General features: G+C 60.7%; 15 protein-coding genes. 14 read left to right on the top strand and 1 reads right to left on the bottom strand.

Translation table 11 applies throughout. The features are described 5' to 3' along the window. Window positions 1-22 precede the first annotated feature (22 nt). The 9 genes from IFT66_RS06520 to IFT66_RS06480 are packed head-to-tail and all read left to right on the top strand — an operon-like array spanning window position 23 to window position 10397. A complete protein-coding gene (locus IFT66_RS06520; protein ID WP_062456161.1) occupies window positions 23-1495 on the top strand; it encodes a UDP-N-acetylmuramoyl-L-alanyl-D-glutamate--2,6-diaminopimelate ligase in 1473 nt (490 codons plus the stop codon). Further along, complete coding sequence (locus IFT66_RS06515; RefSeq protein WP_113110665.1) at window positions 1492-2925, top strand: UDP-N-acetylmuramoylalanyl-D-glutamyl-2,6-diaminopimelate--D-alanyl-D-alanine ligase; 1434 nt, start codon at window positions 1492-1494, stop codon at window positions 2923-2925. The genes IFT66_RS06520 and IFT66_RS06515 overlap by 4 nt, the downstream gene beginning before the upstream one ends. A 30-nt stretch (window positions 2926-2955) precedes the next feature. Further along, window positions 2956-4059 carry a phospho-N-acetylmuramoyl-pentapeptide-transferase gene (gene mraY / locus IFT66_RS06510; protein WP_062456167.1) on the top strand — a complete coding sequence of 368 codons (1104 nt, stop codon included), beginning with the start codon at window positions 2956-2958 and terminating at the stop codon, window positions 4057-4059. Window positions 4060-4063: 4 nt separating this feature from the next. After that, complete coding sequence (gene murD, locus IFT66_RS06505; RefSeq protein ID WP_092660614.1) at window positions 4064-5470, top strand: UDP-N-acetylmuramoyl-L-alanine--D-glutamate ligase; 1407 nt, start codon at window positions 4064-4066, stop codon at window positions 5468-5470. A 2-nt stretch (window positions 5471-5472) separates the two neighbouring features. Next, window positions 5473-6627, top strand: a complete 1155-nt coding sequence (ftsW, locus tag IFT66_RS06500) for a putative lipid II flippase FtsW (protein WP_062456173.1) — start codon at window positions 5473-5475, stop codon at window positions 6625-6627. Between the two features lie 4 nt (window positions 6628-6631). Next, window positions 6632-7756, top strand: a complete 1125-nt coding sequence (gene murG / locus IFT66_RS06495; RefSeq protein ID WP_192077030.1) for an undecaprenyldiphospho-muramoylpentapeptide beta-N-acetylglucosaminyltransferase — start codon at window positions 6632-6634, stop codon at window positions 7754-7756. Beyond that, complete coding sequence (gene murC / locus IFT66_RS06490) at window positions 7753-9162, top strand: UDP-N-acetylmuramate--L-alanine ligase (protein WP_062456179.1); 1410 nt, start codon at window positions 7753-7755, stop codon at window positions 9160-9162. Before murG ends, murC begins: the two co-directional genes overlap by 4 nt. Window position 9163: 1 nt before the next feature. Further along, on the top strand, window positions 9164-10138 hold the full coding sequence (murB, locus tag IFT66_RS06485; protein ID WP_113110663.1) for a UDP-N-acetylmuramate dehydrogenase: 975 nt from the start codon (window positions 9164-9166) through the stop codon (window positions 10136-10138). A 31-nt stretch (window positions 10139-10169) separates the two neighbouring features. Then, on the top strand, window positions 10170-10397 hold the full coding sequence (locus tag IFT66_RS06480; protein WP_113167596.1) for a hypothetical protein: 228 nt from the start codon (window positions 10170-10172) through the stop codon (window positions 10395-10397). Between the two features lie 193 nt (window positions 10398-10590). Here IFT66_RS06480 and IFT66_RS06475 read toward each other — a convergent pair whose 3' ends face one another. Further along, a complete protein-coding gene (locus IFT66_RS06475; protein WP_062456185.1) occupies window positions 10591-11895 on the bottom strand; it encodes an MFS transporter in 1305 nt (434 codons plus the stop codon). 393 nt (window positions 11896-12288) lie between these two features. Here IFT66_RS06475 and IFT66_RS06470 point away from each other — a divergent pair, with 393 nt between their 5' ends. From IFT66_RS06470 to lpxC, 5 genes are all read left to right on the top strand, one after another. Continuing rightward, complete coding sequence (locus tag IFT66_RS06470) at window positions 12289-13215, top strand: D-alanine--D-alanine ligase (RefSeq protein WP_192077029.1); 927 nt, start codon at window positions 12289-12291, stop codon at window positions 13213-13215. After that, window positions 13203-14123: a cell division protein FtsQ/DivIB gene (locus IFT66_RS06465; RefSeq protein WP_062456190.1), complete on the top strand. Its 921-nt coding sequence runs from the start codon at window positions 13203-13205 to the stop codon at window positions 14121-14123. Before IFT66_RS06470 ends, IFT66_RS06465 begins: the two co-directional genes overlap by 13 nt. Continuing rightward, a complete protein-coding gene (gene ftsA / locus IFT66_RS06460) occupies window positions 14120-15451 on the top strand; it encodes a cell division protein FtsA (protein ID WP_062581091.1) in 1332 nt (443 codons plus the stop codon). Before IFT66_RS06465 ends, ftsA begins: the two co-directional genes overlap by 4 nt. 82 nt (window positions 15452-15533) lie before the next feature. Beyond that, window positions 15534-17294, top strand: coding sequence for a cell division protein FtsZ (ftsZ, locus tag IFT66_RS06455; RefSeq protein WP_113110661.1), 1761 nt, complete (start codon window positions 15534-15536; stop codon window positions 17292-17294). A gap of 366 nt (window positions 17295-17660) precedes the next feature. After that, the gene (lpxC, locus tag IFT66_RS06450; protein ID WP_192077028.1) at window positions 17661-18617 is read left to right on the top strand and encodes a UDP-3-O-acyl-N-acetylglucosamine deacetylase; all 957 of its coding nucleotides are present in this window, start codon (window positions 17661-17663) and stop codon (window positions 18615-18617) included. Window positions 18618-18658 lie beyond the last annotated feature (41 nt).

The raw sequence follows: 18658 nt of genomic DNA, 5'->3' as shown, positions 1-18658 counted from the left end.
CTGTTAGATGGAAAGATTACCGATGAAACTGCGCGATCTTGCCGGAGACGATTTTCCGGAAGCGGCCGATATCCTGGCTGGACCAGCCGGTGATGTGGATATTCTCGGTCTTTCCTCGGACAGTCGGCAAATCGCCGAGGGCATGCTGTTCGCAGCTCTTGCTGGATCCAAGGCTGACGGGTCGCGCTTTGTCGACGATGCCGCCGCCAAGGGCGCGGTTGTCGCCATCGCGTCCCATCCGGCAGACAGCAGCATCCCGGTTGTGGTCGTGGACAATCCACGCCGCTTTCTAGCAATCGCTGCCGCTCGGCTGTATGGCGCTCAGCCGGAGACGATGGTTGCGGTAACAGGCACTGCCGGCAAGACTTCGGTTGCCTCTTTCACCCGGCAGATCTGGGCCTATGCCGGCCATGCGGCTGCACAGATCGGCACCACGGGCGTCGTCTCGCCTGATCGCAACGACTACGGCTCGCTGACCACGCCTGATCCCGTCGAGCTTCAGAAGCTGCTGGCGGAACTCGCGTCCGAAGGCGTCACCCACGCGGCGATGGAAGCGTCCAGCCACGGTCTCGACCAGAGCCGTCTCGACGGCGTCAAGCTGTCGGCTGTCGGTTTCACCAATCTTGGCCGCGACCATATGGACTACCATCCGACCGTCGAGAGCTACATGGCCGCCAAGATGCGGCTGTTCGATACGCTGGCACCTGCGGGCGCTCCGGCCGTGATCTTTGCCGACGACCGCTGGACTGAAACTGCGATCGAGGTGGCACTTGCTTCAGGCCTCAGCATCCGGACCGTCGGGCGCAAGGGCGGCTATCTCTGCCTGAAGCGTGTCGAACACTTCCGTCACAAGCAGACCGCGGAGATCCATGCGGACGGCAAGATCTATGAGGTCGATATCCCGCTCGCGGGCGACTTCCAGGTGGCCAATGCGCTGGTTGCCGCAGGACTTGCGATGTCGACCGGCGTTCCGGCCGCTGTCGCCATGGCAGCGCTTGAAAAGCTCGTCGGCGCGTCCGGCCGGCTCGAGCTTGTCGGCCAGACGAAGGATGGCGCGCTTGCCTATGTGGATTACGCCCACAAGCCCGATGCGCTCGAGAACGTTCTGAGCTCCGTGCGTCCGTTCACCACCGGCCGCGTGGTCGTTGTGTTCGGCTGCGGCGGAGATCGCGACAAGGGCAAGCGTCCGATCATGGGGGAGATTGCCACCCGCCTCGCGGACGTGGTGATCGTCACCGACGACAATCCTCGCTCCGAGGAGCCAGCCACGATCCGCTCCGAGATCATGGCGGCAGCGCCGGGCGCGGAAGAGATCGCCGACAGGGCAAAGGCAATCCGTCACGCGGTCGGACTGCTCAAAACTGGCGATACGCTGATCGTTGCCGGCAAGGGGCATGAGGAAGGACAGACGGTTGGGGCAACGACATTGCCGTTCTCCGATCATGTCGAAGTGCGCAAGGCATTGCAGGACCTGGCGGAGGGCGTAGCATCGTGAGCTTTCTTTGGACCTCGCAGGAAATGGCCACCGTCATGGACGGCCGGCCGATCGGGCAGATGCCGGAAGGCGTCACCGGTCTTTCGATCGACAGCCGCGGAATCACCGAGGGTGAAGCGTTTTTCGCCATCAAGGGTGACCGGGTCGACGGGCATGACTATGCCAGCATGGCGATTGCCAACGGTGCATCGCTGATCGTCGTTTCAGAAGCGAAGCTGCCGGCAATGGGCCGTCTGACGATCCCGATGATCGTCGTCGAGGACGTGCTGGCCGCACTCGTCAAGCTCGGGATCGCGGCACGTGACCGCAGTCGCGCCCGTATCGTTGCCGTGACCGGTTCGGTCGGCAAGACGACGACCAAGGAAATGCTGCGCCATGCGCTTGCCCCGTCCGGCAAGGTGCATGCGGCCGTGGCCTCGTTCAACAATCACTGGGGCGTCCCGCTGACGCTCGCACGCATGCCGTCCGATACGGATTTCGGCGTGTTCGAGATCGGCATGAACCATGCCGACGAGATCCGGCCGCTGGTCAAGATGGTGCGCCCGCATGTGGCGATCATCACGACGATCGCGGCTGCCCATCTCGGGCATTTCAACAGTCTCGAAGAGATCGCGGCTGCCAAAGCCGAGATCCTTGAGGGTATCGAGCCCGGCGGGGCTGCCATCCTCAACCACGACAATGCACAGTTTGCGCTGCTGGAACAGAAAGCCCACGAGTTGGGCGTCAGCCATGTCATGACCTTCGGCCAGCATGCAAAGGCCGACTATCGCCTTGCCGATTTCGAGGGCAATGCCGAGAGCTCCGTTATCTGGGCCGTTCTCAATGGCGAGACGAAGGAGTTTGTGATCGGCGCACCTGGCCGCCACATCGCCGAAAATGCCATGGCAGTTTTAGGAGCGGCGCTTCTCCTCGGTGCCGATATGGGCTCGGTGGGGCAGGCGCTGGCCGAACTCAAGGCCGTCAAGGGCAGGGGACAGCGCCATCGTCTCGGTATTGGCGAAGGCCATCTGACGCTGATCGACGAGAGCTACAACGCTAATCCTGCCTCGGTTCGGGCCGCGATCTCCCTGCTCGCAGCGACAGCACCGGAACTCACCGGTCGCCGTATTGCCGTCCTCGGCGACATGCTGGAAATGGGCGAGTTCTCGGCCCAGGTGCACGAAGAGCTGGGCGGGCCATTGCTCGCCTCCGGGATCGAGCACGTCTGGCTCGCCGGCAAGGAAATGGCCGCTCTGCGGGATGCGCTGCCTGATAGTGTCGACGTACAGTATTTCGAAACGACGGACGCACTGACTGAATACGTCGTGCGCTCCGTCATTCCCGGCGACGTGCTGATGGTGAAGTCGTCACTTGGGCTTGGTTTCGGCAAGATCGTTGCCGCGCTGCTTGACAACTACCCGGCTTTTTCCGACACGGACCGCCAACCTTAAGACGACGCGGCTTTTTTGAAAGGGCCCTTTATGCTGATCTGGCTCGTGGAACTGGCAGACAAGATTCAGTTCTTCAACCTGTTCCGATACATCACGTTCAGGACGGGAGCAGCGCTCTTCACCTCGGCGTTCATCGTCTTCATGTTCGGGCCACGGATGATCAATTCACTCCGAATCCGTCAGGGCAAGGGTCAGCCGATCCGCGCCGACGGACCGCAGACCCACTTCAAGAAGGCCGGTACGCCGACCATGGGCGGGCTGATGATTCTCGCCGGCATCGTCGGCGGATCGCTGCTCTGGGCCGATCTTTCCAACATCTACGTGGTCGCCACGCTGCTCGTGACGCTCGGATTCGGCGCGATCGGTTTTTATGACGACTATCTCAAGGTCACCAAGCAGACCGACAAGGGCTTTTCCGGCAAGGCGCGCCTCGGCATCGAGTTCCTGATCGCCGGCATCGCCGTGTTCTTCATGATGCGACTAGCGATGGTGACGGAGCCTGCGGGAAACCCGCATCTGGCAACCTCGGTCGCCTTTCCCTTCGCCAAGGATTTCCTGATCAATATCGGCTATTTCTTCATCCTGTTCGGTGGCTTCGTCATCGTCGGCGCCGGCAATGCGGTCAACCTGACTGACGGTCTCGACGGGTTGGCGATCGTGCCGGTCATGATTGCCGCCGCGTCGTTCGGGGTGATTGCCTATCTCGTCGGTAACGCCGTCTTTGCAGGCTATCTGCAGATCAATTTTGTCCCCGGAACCGGTGAGCTCGCCGTCATCATGGGCGCGGTGATCGGGGCTGGCCTCGGCTTTCTCTGGTTCAACGCCCCGCCGGCTGCGATCTTCATGGGCGATACCGGTTCGCTGGCACTCGGCGGCCTGATCGGTTCGGTTGCCGTCGCCACCAAGCACGAGATCGTCATGGCGATCATCGGCGGCCTGTTCGTGATGGAAACGATGTCCGTGATCATTCAGGTCGGCTTCTTCAAGATGACCGGCCGGCGTGTGTTCCTGATGGCGCCGATCCATCACCATTTCGAAAAGCTTGGCTGGACCGAAAGCCAGGTCGTGATCCGGTTCTGGATCATCGCCGTCGGCCTCGCGATGCTCGGCCTCTCGACCCTCAAGCTGCGGTGATCCGATGATCCCGGTCACGACGTTCAGCGGAAAACGTGTCGCACTATTCGGTCTCGGTGGTTCGGGGCTGGCGACCGCGCAGGCGCTGGTTGCCGGCGGTGCCACGGTTCTGGCCTGGGACGACAATCCTGACAGCGTCGCCAAGGCAAACGTTGCCGGCATCGAGACGGCGGACCTGAGAACCATCGACTGGAGCGCGCAGGCGGCCTTCGTCCTGTCTCCGGGTGTTCCGCTGACCCATCCAAAGCCGCATTGGAGCGCCGATCTGGCGCGTGCTGCCGGCGTCGAGATCATCGGCGATGTGGAGCTTTTCGTGCGCGAGCGCCGGGCGCATGCGCCGGATTGCCCGTTCATCGCCATCACCGGCACCAACGGCAAGTCGACCACGACGGCGCTGATTGCGCATATCCTGCGCTCAAGCGGGCGCGACACGCAGCTGGGCGGCAATATCGGGACGGCGATCCTGACGCTCGATCCGCCGAAGGCCGAACGGTATTACGTCGTCGAATGCTCGTCCTACCAGATCGATCTGGCCCCGACGCTCAATCCCACGGCCGGCATATTGCTCAACCTCACACCTGACCATCTCGATCGTCACGGCACGATGCAGCACTATGCCGACATCAAGGAGCGACTGGTTGCTGGGGCGAAGACCGCCGTCATCGGCGTCGACGACAGCTATTCGACACTGATCGCCGACCGGGTCGAGCGCACAGGCGTCAAGGTTCGGCGCATTTCCAAGCGTAATGCGGTCGCCGATGGTATCTATGCCGAGACAACCCGCCTCATCGAGATGAATGGCGGCGTTTCGTCTGCGCTCGTCGACCTCGATGGCATCCCGACGTTGAAGGGCAGCCACAACGCTCAGAATGCGGCGGCGGCGATTGCTGCCTGCCTGGCGGTCGGCGTCTCTGCCGATGACATCCGCGCCGGTCTGCGGTCATTCCCGGGCCTCAAGCACCGCATGCAGCCGGTCGGGAGACGGGACCATGTTGTTTTCGTCAATGATTCGAAGGCAACGAACGCCGAAGCCGCGGCCCCTGCGCTTTCCAGCTATGAGCGGATCTACTGGATTGCGGGCGGTCTTCCCAAGGAAGGCGGCATCGCAAGCCTCGCACCACTCTTCCAGAATATAACAAAAGTCTATTTGATCGGAGAAGCAGCACCGGCATTCGCAGCAACTCTTGGAGACACGGTCCCTTACGAAATTTCGGGCACGCTCGAACGGGCCGTTACCCATGCAGCCGCAGATGCGGCAGCCGACACTGTTTCGTCGGCAGTGATGTTGTCGCCGGCATGCGCCAGCTTTGATCAGTTTAAGAATTTCGAAGTGCGCGGCGATGCGTTTGTCGCACTCGTCGCAGCTCTCGACAGTGTGGACATGCTGGTCGATACCGGAAAAGGAAACTGAATATGGTAAGCCGCGCAGACCGTGGACCGCTCGCAGACTGGTTCTGGACGATCGACCGTTTTTTCCTGGCGGCCTTTATCATGCTGATGGGCATCGGGTTCATGTTGTCGTTTGCGGCATCGCCAGCCGTTGCCCAGCGCATCGGTCTCTCAGACTTCCACTTCGTCGAACGCCATGCGGTTTTCCTCATTCCGTCACTCGCCATCATGATTGGCCTGTCGTTCCTGACCCCGCGTCAGGTACGAAGAACCGCAATCGTGCTTCTTGCTCTTTCGCTGGCCGCGATGGTTCTGGCGTTGTTCTTCGGCGTCGAGGTCAAGGGGGCGCGGCGCTGGATCGGTGTCGGCGCGCTGTCCATCCAGCCGTCCGAATTCATGAAGCCCGCCTTCGTGGTGGTCTGCGCCTGGCTGTTTTCAGAGCACGCACGGCAGCCTGAAATTCCGGGCAATCTCTTCGCCATCATCCTGTTCGGCATCGTCGCGGCCCTTCTTGTCGCGCAGCCCGACCTTGGGCAGACGATCCTGACCAGCATCGTGTGGGGCGGCATGTTCTTCATGGCCGGAATGCCGTGGCTCTGGATCGTTCTGCTCGGCGGTGTCGGTGTCGGCGGTCTTCTTGCGGCCTATTACATGCTGCCGCACGTGACGGCCCGTTTCGACAAGTTCCTGACCGGCGAAGGCGACCGCTTCCAGGTGGAGACAGCGCATGAGGCGATCGTGCGCGGCAACTGGTTTGGCCAGGGCCCGGGCGAGGGCATCGTCAAGCGGATCCTGCCCGACAGTCACACCGACTTTGTGTTCTCCGTCGCGGCCGAGGAATTCGGCATCATCTTCTGCATGGCGCTTGTTGCAATCTTCGCCTTCATCGTGCTGCGCGGCCTCAAGCATGCCTTCAACGAGCGCAACGACTTCAACCGCTTTGCCGTCGCCGGCCTTGTGCTGCAGATCGGCATACAGTCGATGATCAATATCGGCGTCAATCTCGAGTTGATGCCGGCCAAGGGAATGACGCTTCCGTTGATCTCCTACGGCGGATCGTCGATGATCGCCATATGTGTGACAGCTGGTTTTATTCTGGCACTCACACGTCACCGGCCGGAACGGCGCGCGCAGGAACGCAGCTTGTTCCGCGTCGCGTCCGGAGTTCCCGCGGAGTAGGTATATGAGCAAGGGCATTATTCTGTTAGCCGCCGGGGGAACCGGCGGTCATCTTTTTCCTGCGGAAGCATTGGGTCACGAGCTGAAAGCACGGGGCTTTTCCGTGCATCTGGTGACCGACAGCCGCGCCGAGCGTTTTGCTGGCAAGTTTCCGGCTGATGAGATTCATGTCGTACCGTCGGCGACGTTCGGATCGAAAAATCCGATCGCGATGGCGCGGACTGCCTGGAAGCTCTGGACCGGTCTTCGCGCCGCGCGCAAGCTTATATCGCGTTTGCGGCCGATCGCGGTCGTCGGTTTCGGTGGCTATCCAACAGTCCCGCCACTGATGGCCTCGACCGGCATGGGTGTGCCGACGATCATCCACGAGCAAAATGCGGTGATGGGCCGCGCCAACAAGGCGCTGGCTTCGAGGGTGCAGGCGATCGCTGGCGGGTTTCTTCCCGAAACGACCGGGACATACGCGGCAAAGACCGTAACGACCGGCAATCCGGTGCGTCCCGCGGTTCTGGAAGCCGCAAACGTGCCCTACGTCGCGTCGCGGGGAACTGATCCGTTCCGGCTCGTCGTGTTCGGTGGTAGCCAGGGCGCTCAGTTCTTCTCGTCTGCCGTGCCCACAGCCTTGAGCCTTCTCGATCAATCCGAGCGGGACAGGCTGGTCGTGACACAGCAGGCACGCCCCGAGGATCAGGGCCGTGTCGGCTCGTGCTTCGGCAAGCTGAATTCGAAGGTAGAAATCTCGCCGTTCTTCCCCGACATGGCCGAGCGCCTTGCGGCGGCGCATCTCGTGGTGTGCCGCTCGGGTGCATCGACGGTATCGGAGATCTCGGTGATCGGGCGACCGTCCATTCTGGTGCCCTATCCCTATGCTCTGGATCACGACCAGGCGGCCAATGCGGCGGCGCTCGTTGCGACCGGCGGAGCCGAGGTCGTGGCGCAGTCCGAGCTTTCGCCGGAACGCCTCTCGGCGATGATATCGTCTGCCATGAATGAGCCGGAGCGGCTGGAAAAGACGGCGGCAGCCGCCAAGCGGGCAGGTCGGCCCAATGCGGCGATCGCACTCGCAGACCTCGTCACCGCGGTTGCTGAACGTAAAAATATTGCAGAATTCAAGGGAGTACGGGCATGAAGATGCCGAAGGCTATTGGCCTCGTTCATTTCATCGGCATCGGCGGGATCGGCATGAGCGGTATCGCCGAAGTGCTGCACAATCTCGGCCACAACGTTCAGGGCTCCGACCAGGCCGATAGCGCCAACGTGCAGCGCCTGCGCGACAAGGGTATCCCGGTTTTCGTCGGCCATACCGCCGAAAACCTCGGCGATGCGGAAGTCGTGGTCGTTTCGACAGCGATCAAGAAGAACAACCCGGAACTGGTTGCTGCGCGAGAAAAATCGCTGCCGATCGTCCGGCGCGCGGAAATGCTGGCGGAACTGATGCGCTTCCGCAATGCGATCGCGATCGGTGGCACGCACGGCAAGACCACCACGACTTCGATGGTCGCGGCGTTGCTCGAAGCCGGCAATCTCGATCCGACGGTCATCAACGGCGGCATCATCAATGCCTACGGCACCAACGCCCGCATGGGCGAGGGCGAGTGGATGGTGGTGGAAGCCGACGAATCGGACGGTACCTTCCTAAAACTGCCCGCTGACGTCGCGGTTGTGACCAATATCGATCCGGAGCATCTCGACCACTACGGCAATTTCGACGCGGTGCGGGCGGCCTTCCGGCAATTCGTCGAGAACGTGCCGTTCTACGGCTTCGGCATTCTCTGCCTCGATCACCCGGAAGTGCAGGCGCTGGTCGGCAAGATCGAGGACCGCAAGGTCGTCACCTATGGCGAGAACCCGCAGGCCGATGCGCGGTTTTCGAACATCCGCATGGAGGGCACCAAGTCGATCTTCGACGTGGAAATCCGTCGCCGTCGCACCGGCCGGATCTTCACCTTCAAGGATCTCGTGTTGCCGATGCCAGGCCGCCACAACATCTCCAACGCAACGGCTGCGATTGCCGTCGCAAACCGGCTCGGGATATCGGAAGAAAATATCCGCAAGGGTCTTGCGAATTTCTCGGGCGTCAAGCGCCGCTTCACGCTGACCGGCACTGTCGACGGCGTTTCCATCTTCGACGATTACGGTCACCATCCGGTCGAGATCAAGGCCGTGCTGAAGGCAGCACGCGAGGCATGCCAGGGGCGTGTCATCGCCGTCCACCAGCCGCACCGGTTCTCCCGGTTGTCGAGCCTGTTTGACGATTTTGCGAATTGTTTTAACGATGCCGACAGTATCATCCTTGCGCCGGTGTATGCCGCGGGGGAAGATCCGATCGAAGGGGTCAATTCAGAATCGCTGGTGTCGCGGATCAAATCGAGCGGCCACCGCGACGCGCGTTACATGACCTCTCCGAGCGAACTGGCTTCGATCGTCTCCGGCATTGCGAAGCCGGGGGATTTCGTGGTGCTTCTGGGGGCAGGCAACATCACGCAATGGGCTGCGTCGTTGCCGAAGGAACTTGAGAGATTTTCGGGACAGTAGAATGAAACAAGTGAATGGGGAAAAGCTGCTGACGTCACTCGGGGACGGCGTCAAGAACCTGCGTGGTCGTCTGACGCCGAATGCACCGATGGATCGGGTCACGTGGTTTCAGGCGGGCGGACTTGCCGAGCTGATGTTCCAGCCGCATGACGCCGAGGATCTCGCGACTTTCCTCAAGATGCTACCGCAAGAGGTCCCGTTGACCGTTGTCGGCGTCGGCTCCAATCTGTTGGTGCGCGATGGTGGTATTCCGGGCGTTGTGGTCCGTCTCTCTGCCAAGGGGTTCGGCCAGCTCGATCTCATGGGTGACAACCGGATCAAGGCCGGTGCGATCTGCCCGGACAAGCACCTCGCTGCGATGGCGATGGACAATGGTATCGGCGGGTTTGCCTTCTACTACGGCATACCGGGTTCGATTGGCGGGGCGCTGCGGATGAACGCCGGCGCCAATGGCGGGGAGACTGCCGAGCGGCTGGTCGAAGTCCATGCCGTCGATCGCGAGGGCAACGAGCATGTGCTTTCCAACGAGGACATGGGATACAGCTACCGCCATTCATCGGCTTCCAAGGACCTGATCTTCACCCATGCGGTGTTCGAAGGGTACCCGGAGGACCGTGCCAAGATCCGCGCCGACATGGACGCTGTTCGCCAGCACCGCGAGACCGTGCAGCCGGTCAAGGAAAAGACCGGCGGCTCTACCTTCAAGAACCCGGAAGGCCATTCCGCCTGGAGCCTTATCGACGAGGCCGGCGGCCGCGGTCTGATGAACGGTGGCGCCCAGATGTCGTCGCTGCATTGCAACTTCATGATCAATATTGGCCATGCCACCGGCTATGATCTCGAATATCTCGGCGAGATGGTGCGCCAGCGCGTGTTCGACAAATCCGGCATCAAGCTGGAATGGGAGATCAAGCGACTCGGTATCTTCATGCCGGGTAGGGAAGTGCGACCCTTCCAAGGTGCGACGACGGAGTAGCTATAACTAGTCCCTCTTCAAGGATGGGCGAATGACGCTGATACACAACGAGCGAACCAAACTTCTGGCGAATTCGCTGGACAGGCTTTCCACGGCTTGTGTGGCGGCAGGTTTCATAGCTCCGGCTGTCTCGCTTTCCAACGGAGCAGCGTCGGCTGGTATTTCGCTGTCTATCGCCCTTTCGACGCTGGCTTGGATTTCCGGCGGTTTGCTACTACATTGGGGTGCAAGACGTGCTCTTGGAGAGTTGATCTCATGAACGCACCCACTTTCTTCTTCCTGTATGTCCTGCCCTTTGTGATCGCTGGGGCGGGTTGGGTTGCCGTCTTGCTTGCGGAGCGAAGCAGCCGTCGCAAGCACCGGCTACATCCAGGAGAGTGACAGTTCACACAAAAAAGCCCGCGAAGTCATAGACTTCACGGGCTTTTTTGTCAGTTTTATTCCGCCGTGGCTCAGACTTCGTCCTTGCCCGACAGGAGGATGCAGACCAGCGTGATCACGGCAGCGATGCCGAGATAGTAGCCGACATAGGCCATGCCGTAATTGGCCTGGAGGTAGGTTGCGATATAGGGCGCAAGCGACGCGCCGAAGATGCCGGCAAGATTGAAGGTGATCGACGAGCCCGTATAGCGGACAGCGGTCGGGAAGGGCGCGGCCAGCGCCGTTCCGATCAGGCCGTAGGTCATGCCCATCAGCACCATCGCCAGTACGACGAACAGGAAGATCATGCCTTCGCCATTGGTCATCAGTGCTGGCAGGACAAACGAGAACAGCCCGATCAGCACCGTCGTCACGATCAGCATCTCGCGGCGTCCGTAGCGGTCACCCAGCTTGCCGACGATCGGAATAAAGATGCCGAACACGATCGAGCCGAGCAACTGCACCTCGAGCGCATCGAGGAACGGCATCTTCAGGATCTTGACGTTGTAGGACAGAAGATAGGCCGAGCCGATGTAGAACAGCACGAAGGTTGCAAGCGCCACGAAAGTGCCAAGCGCCAAGCTGCGCTTGTGCGTGCGGAACAGTTCCACGACCGGGATCTCGACCCGCTCCTGCTTGTCGATTGTCTTCTGGAAGGCTGGCGTCTCGGTGATCGAGAGGCGTACCCAGAGGCCAACGGCAATCAGCAGGATCGATGCAATGAACGGAATGCGCCAGCCCCAGGACAGAAGCGCTTCCTGCGACATGAAGTGCAGCAGGATCCAGAACACGCCCGAAGACAGGAACAGGCCGACAGGAGCGCCAAGCTGCGGGAACATGCCGTACCAGGTGCGCTTACCCGGAGGTGCGTTTTCAGTCGCGAGCAGAACGGCACCGCCCCATTCGCCGCCGAGGCCAAAGCCCTGGCCGAAACGGCAAAGCGCCAGAAGCAGCGGTGCTGCCACGCCGATCGTCTCATAGGTCGGCAGCAGGCCGATGATCACGGTGGAAATGCCCATGGTCAAAAGTGCGGCAACCAGCGTTGTCTTGCGTCCGATCCGGTCACCGAAATGGCCGAACACGACGGCACCGAGCGGGCGGGCAAAAAATGCGATCGAGAAGGTTGCGAACGAGGCAAGCAGTGCCGTCGTCGGATCGCTGTTGGGGAAGAACAGCGCCGGGAAGACGAGGACCGCAGCCGTCGCGTATACGTAGAAATCGAAGAACTCGATCGTCGTGCCGACCAGGCTGGCCGTCAGGACGCGTGCAGGAGAATTCATTGCAACATGCGCTAACGGCTCAGCTGACGGCGAAGCGGGAGGCGTCGCGTTTGTCATACTGATTCCAATTCAGGAGATTTAAATATGCGGCTCTCTAGGAGTACCGGCTGCGACATACAGCAGTTTTCTGACGAGTAAAACAAAAAACGCGCAATAAACGGCACGTTTTCACCCCTGATCCATTGCGATCTTGCCGCGCTCGAGCAGCTGTTCGAGCTCCATGTCCCGTGCGGTACCATGCGACCTCAAGTCCTGCATTAACCATTTCAAAATCTAATTTGTGCTTCAATTTCAGCCTGTTGGGTTCTCCCATTAAGGAAAGTAAACGATTTGTTAACCATTTTGGTGCACCAATAGCCTGGCGATCAGATCTGAGAAAGAATCGTTGGTCGTACAAGTTTGGCGCAAGCGATGTCGCTTAAGCCTAAAGCCCTTTTCCGGGAGTGGTTGATGAACGACATGCATGTGGCTGTATTGATGGGAGGGTTTTCCTCCGAGCGGCCGGTCAGCCTGTCTTCCGGCAACGCCTGTGCTGAGGCTTTGGAAGGCGAGGGTTACAAGGTGACGCGGGTTGATGTCGATCGTGATGTCGCAGCGGTTCTTGCCAGCCTGCGCCCGGATGTCGCCTTCAATGCGCTGCATGGTCCCTTCGGTGAAGATGGCACCATCCAGGGTGTGCTCGAATATCTTGAGATCCCTTATACGCATTCCGGCGTTCTTGCCTCCGCTCTCGCGATGGACAAGCAGCAGGCAAAGCACGTGGCCAAGGCTGCCGGTATTCCTGTTGCTGAAGCCAAGGTCATGGATCGCCATGAGTTTACCAACGAGCATCCGATCGCCACGCCTTACGTCGTCAAGCCGGTCCGCGAAGGCTCGTCCTTCGGCGTCGTCATCGTCAAGGAAGGCCAGTCTCACCCGCCGCAGATCATTACCTCGCCGGATTGGAAGTACGGCAGCCAGGTGATGGTCGAGCGTTATGTCTATGGCCGCGAGCTGACCTGCGGCGTCATGGGCGACGTGGCGCTGGGTGTGACGGAAGTCATCCCGAACGGCGACGCGTTCTATGACTACGATGCGAAATATGCGGTCGGTGGTTCGAGCCACGTCATTCCCGCACAAATTTCACCAAATATTTACCAAAAAATTCAATCCTTGGCGCTTGAGGCGCACCGGGCGATGGGGTGCCGTGGCGTCAGTCGTTCGGACTTTCGCTTCGACGACCGGTTTTCCGAAGACGGCGAAGTCATCTGGCTCGAAATCAACACCCAGCCCGGGATGACGCCGACCTCGCTTGTGCCTGAGATGGCTGTTCATGCCGGTCATACTTTTGGTGGTCTCGTCCGTTGGATGGTGGAGGACGCGTCGTGTTTGCGTTGAATAGCAAAAAAGCTGACGATCACGGCCGGGCAAACTATCTCGGCGCTGAAGAGCGTCGTGTACTGCCGCGTCCACTGCGCCGCGTCGTCCGCTTCGGCTTGAGCCTTGCGACGGGCCGCATCCATATCCCTGATCATACCGGCACGTTCGCGACTTTCGGTTTCTTCGCGGTTGTCGGCCTCTACGGAATGTCGCTTGGCGGTCATGCCCAGACGGTTGCTCAGGCGACGACAGCGGCCGTCGGTTTCGCCATCGAAGACGTTCGCGTCTCGGGCAATGACCAGACGTCGGAGATCGATATCCTTCAGCTTCTCGGTCTCGATGGCACGACCTCGCTGGTCGCTCTCGATGTCGATCAGGCGCGCCGCAAGCTGTCCGAGCTTCCCTGGGTTCGCTATGCCGAAGTCCGCAAAGTCTATCCGCGCACGATCGAAGTCATGCTCAAGGAGCGCGAAGCTTTCGGGATCTGGCAGAACGGTTCGGATCTCGCTCTGATCGAAAAGAACGGTTCCATCATCGCGCCGCTGCGGGACAGCAAGTTCGCTTCCCTGCCGCTGTTCGTGGGTCGTGAAGCAGACAAGGCCGCATCCGCTTTTGTCGATCAGATGGCTGCGTGGCCGGAGCTTCGCTCGCGGGTAAAGGCGTACGTCCGCGTCGCCGGTCGTCGCTGGGATTTGCACATCGACAACGGCGTTGTCCTGAAGCTGCCGGAAACCCAGGTCGAGACCGCGCTCAGCGTGCTGGCTCGTCTGGAAAAGGAAGAACGGATCCTGGAGCGTGACATCGCTGCCGTCGATCTTCGCCTGCACGACCGCACAACCGTTGAACTTACTTCTGCCGCCACCGAACGCCGCAACGAGGCAGTCGAGGCACGCACGAAGGCGTTGAAGAAGGCAGGAGAGACGTGAGTGTATTCGGTTCTTCCAATTACGGGCTTCCGCACATGAAGCCACTGTCTTCCAAGCGCAGCCACATCGTTTCGGTGCTCGACATCGGCTCGACCAAGGTCGTGTGCATGATCGCCCGGCTGACGCCAAAGCAGGAAAGCCAGATCCTGCCGGGTCGGACCCATCATGTCGAGATCATCGGCATCGGCCACCAGCGTTCGCGCGGCGTCAAGTCCGGCGTCATCGGCGATCTCGATGCGGCGGAAAGCGTCGTCCGTCTTGCGGTTGACGCTGCAGAGCGCATGGCCGGCCTCACGGTCGACAGCCTCATCGTCAATGTTTCTGCCGGTCGTCTGACCAGCGACGTCTATACGGCATCGATCGACCTCGGTGGACAGGAAGTCGAATCGGCCGATCTGAAGCGTGTTCTCGTCGCCGCCAGCCAGAAGTCGGCTCGCCAGGACCGCGCAATCCTTCACTCGCTGCCGACCGGCTTCACGCTGGATGGCGAAGTCGGGATCCGCGATCCGCTGGCGATGTACGGCGATATGCTGGGCGTCGATATGCATGTCGTCACCGCCGAGCGCGTGATGCTGCGTAACCTCGAGCTCTGCATCAACCGGGCGCATCTGTCCGTCGAGGGTATGGTGGCAACGCCTTATGCCAGCGGCCTTGCAGCCCTTGTCGACGACGAAGTCGAACTGGGCTGTGCAGCGATCGACATGGGCGGCGGCACGACAACAATTTCGGTGTTTGCCGAAGGCAAGCTCGTTCATACGGATGCGATCGGTCTCGGTGGCCATCACGTCACCACGGACCTTGCCCGCGGTCTTTCGACCCGGATCGAGGATGCCGAGCGGATGAAGGTCGTGCATGGCTCGGCCGTCTCCAACGGCGCAGACGACCGCGACATGATTTCGGTTCCACCGATCGGCGAGGACGACCGCGACCAGCCGACCCAGGTTCCACGCTCGCTCGTCACCCGAATCGTCAAGGCCCGCATCGAAGAAACGCTGGAACTGATTCGTGACCGGATCCAGAAATCGGGTTTCAGCCCGATCGTCGGCAAGCGCGTGGTTCTGACGGGCGGTGCCAGCCAGTTGACCGGCCTGTCGGAGACGGCCCGTCACATTCTGGCCCGCAATGTTCGTATTGGTCGTCCGATGGGCATTTCCGGCTTGCCGGCTGCCGCCAAGGGCCCGGCCTTTTCGACGGCCGTCGGACTGATGATCTACCCGCAGGTCGCGGACCTCGAAACACATGCATCCCAGAGCGGCCTGATCGGCTCGCTCGGAAATGGAAACGGCCGTCTCGCCCGCGTCGGGCAATGGCTCAAGGAAAGTTTTTGACCCGGGCTCTGCTCCCGGATCAGAGAAGTTGCAATGAATTGGCCAGCTCGGCAATGCGGCCACGAGAAGAAGGACAGGTACAATGACGATCAAGCTTCAAAAGCCTGATATTACCGAGCTGAAGCCTCGGATCACCGTTTTCGGCGTCGGCGGCGGCGGCGGCAATGCCGTCAACAACATGATCACCGCAGGGCTGGAAGGCGTCGATTTCGTCGTTGCCAATACCGATGCCCAGGCGCTGACCATGACCAAGGCCGAGCGGATCATCCAGATGGGTGTGCAGGTCACCGAAGGTCTCGGCGCAGGTTCGCAGCCGGAAGTCGGTCGCGCTGCCGCTGAGGAATGCCTCGACGAGATCATCGATCATCTCAACGGAACGCATATGTGCTTCGTCACCGCCGGCATGGGCGGCGGCACCGGCACCGGTGCTGCTCCAGTCGTTGCACAGGCTGCCCGCAACAAGGGTATCCTCACGGTTGGCGTCGTCACCAAGCCGTTCCACTTCGAAGGCGGTCGCCGCATGCGGCTTGCCGAACAGGGCATCCAGGAACTGCAGAAGTCGGTCGACACGCTGATCGTCATTCCGAACCAGAACCTATTCCGCATCGCCAACGACAAGACGACGTTTGCCGACGCCTTCGCCATGGCCGACCAGGTTCTCTATTCGGGCGTTGCCTGCATCACCGACCTGATGGTCAAGGAAGGCCTCATCAACCTCGACTTCGCGGACGTTCGTTCCGTGATGCGCGAAATGGGCCGTGCGATGATGGGCACCGGCGAAGCTTCGGGTTCGGGCCGTGCGATGCAGGCAGCGGAAGCTGCTATCGCCAACCCGCTGCTCGACGAGACTTCGATGAAGGGTGCACAGGGCCTGCTGATCTCCATCACCGGTGGTCGCGACCTCACACTGTTCGAAGTCGACGAAGCGGCAACCCGCATCCGCGAAGAAGTCGATCCGGACGCCAACATCATCCTCGGCGCAACCTTCGACGAAGCGCTGGAAGGCATCATCCGCGTTTCCGTGGTTGCCACCGGCATCGACCGCGCCCATGGCGAAATCGACCTGCGTGCCGCTGAAATGCGCGCAGCCCAGAAGCCGATTATCCGTCCTTCGGCGGCCGTTGCTCCGGCTCCGGCCGCACAGCAGCCTGTCATGATGCAGGCACCGGTTCAGGCCGCAGCGCCTGCGCCAATGGCTCCCAAGGCTGTCGATCCGATCGCCGAGACCATCCGCCAGGCCGAAGCCGACATGGAACGCGAACTGGCTATCCCGCAGCCGGTCATGCAGCAGCCTGCAGCGCCCGCGCCGCAGCCAGTCATGCAGCAGCAGCCGCCGGCCGAAGAGGCTTTCCGTCCGCAGAGCCGTCTGTTTGCACAGTCTGCACCGGTTGAAGCCGCTCCGCAGGTTTCGCGCCCGGCTCCGCAGATGACGCAGCAGCCAGCACCGCGCATGACACAGCCGGTTCAGCAGGAACCTGTCTACCGCGAGCCTGTCATGGAACCGGTCCGCATGCCGAAGGTCGAGGATTTCCCACCGGTTGTTAAGGCCGAGATGGATCACCGCACGCAGCCTGCCAGCCATGTGCAGGAAGAGCGCGGCCCGATGGGACTTCTGAAGCGAATCACCAATTCGCTGGGCCGTCGCGACGAAGAAGAGCATGTCGAACCAGCCGCCGCACCGGCTCCGGTTCAGCAGCAGCGCCGTCCGCTGTCGCCTGAGGCAAGCCTCTACGCACCGCGTCGTGGCAACCTCGACGATCACGGTCGTTCGGTTCCGCAGAGCTCGCAGCATGACGACGATCAGCTCGAAATTCCGGCATTCCTTCGCCGTCAGTCGAACTGATTTGTAGGAGCGTCGCAGCGTCAGCGCGCGGCGTTCAACAAATGTCTGCAGAGCCCGGGTCGTTGCACCCGGGCTTTGTGTATCCGGACGCCTGAGGCGTTAAGGATTTTGTCCTGGACCTCCGGAAAAGTTGCCTTAATTCAGATTGTTACCGTTAGACGTCCGCGTTTGTGCCTTGAGTCCTAACACCGCGTCATTCTGCGTGTTGGTGGCGTAACAATCCGATACGAACAGTGATTTGGAATGTTAAAGACGCCTGCGTATGTAAGACGATAAGTGATGCTGACATGAACGTTTGAGAGGCGTTGTCGCCGGTATCTAACCAAGCTCGATCCCAGACCAGGGGTCTTGAGAGAAGGCATTAGAATGACCATCGGATTGCTCGGTTTCCAGACCACCATCGCGGCCCCGGTTTCTTTGACCGGTATTGGCGTGCATTCGGGGTCTCCGGTCAGCGTCACATTCCAGCCTGCTGAAGCCAATTCCGGTATCATCTTCGCGCGTCAGTTTGATGACGGGTCTTCTGCCGAATACCGCGCCGTTTCCTCTCAGGTTGGACCGACCGATCTCTGCACGATCCTCGGTTCATCGCCTGCCACCTGGGTTGCCACGATCGAACACGTGATGGCAGCACTCTATGCGCTCGGGATCGACAACGTGACTGTCGATGTCGATGGCGCCGAAATGCCGATCATGGACGGCAGCTCCTATCCTTTCATCGATGCGATCGAACAGGTCGGCATCGTCAATCTCAATGTGAAGCGTCGCTACATCCGTGTCATCAAGCCGGTCCGAATCGAATCGGGCGCGTCCTGGTCCGAGTTCCGGCCGCATGATGGTACCCGCTTTGAAGTAGAGATCGATTTCGCATCTCCGCTGATCGGCCGTCAGAGCTGGAACGGTGAACTGACCGCAGCGCGGTTCAAGCAGGATCTTTCACGGGCTCGTACATTCGGCTTCATGCGTGACGTCGAGCGCCTTTGGGCTGCCGGTTACGCTCTCGGTTCGTCGCTTGAGAATTCCGTCGTCATTTCCGATGACGAAACGGTCGTGAACGTCGAGGGTCTTCGTTACCAGGACGAATTCGTTCGCCACAAGACGCTGGACGCGGTTGGCGATCTTGCGCTTGCCGGCGCTCAGTTCATCGGCTGCTACCGCTCCTATCGCGGCGGCCACAAGATGAACGCCAATGCGCTGAAAGCTCTGCTCAACGATCCGACGGCTTATGAAATCGTCGAAGCGCCATCGTCGCGGGTTGCGCGCGTGAGGGCCGGAGATTTCGTTCCGGTCAGCGTCAGTGAACTGGCGCCGTCTTTTGCTTGAATAACAACTCCAGTCGACTTGGCCGCTTCCGTTGGAAGCGG

The sequence above is a fragment of the Rhizobium sp. CFBP 13726 genome (assembly GCF_014841925.1).
Taxonomy (GTDB): domain Bacteria; phylum Pseudomonadota; class Alphaproteobacteria; order Rhizobiales; family Rhizobiaceae; genus Neorhizobium; species Neorhizobium soli.
This window is presented reverse-complemented; position numbering and strand designations above follow the sequence as displayed.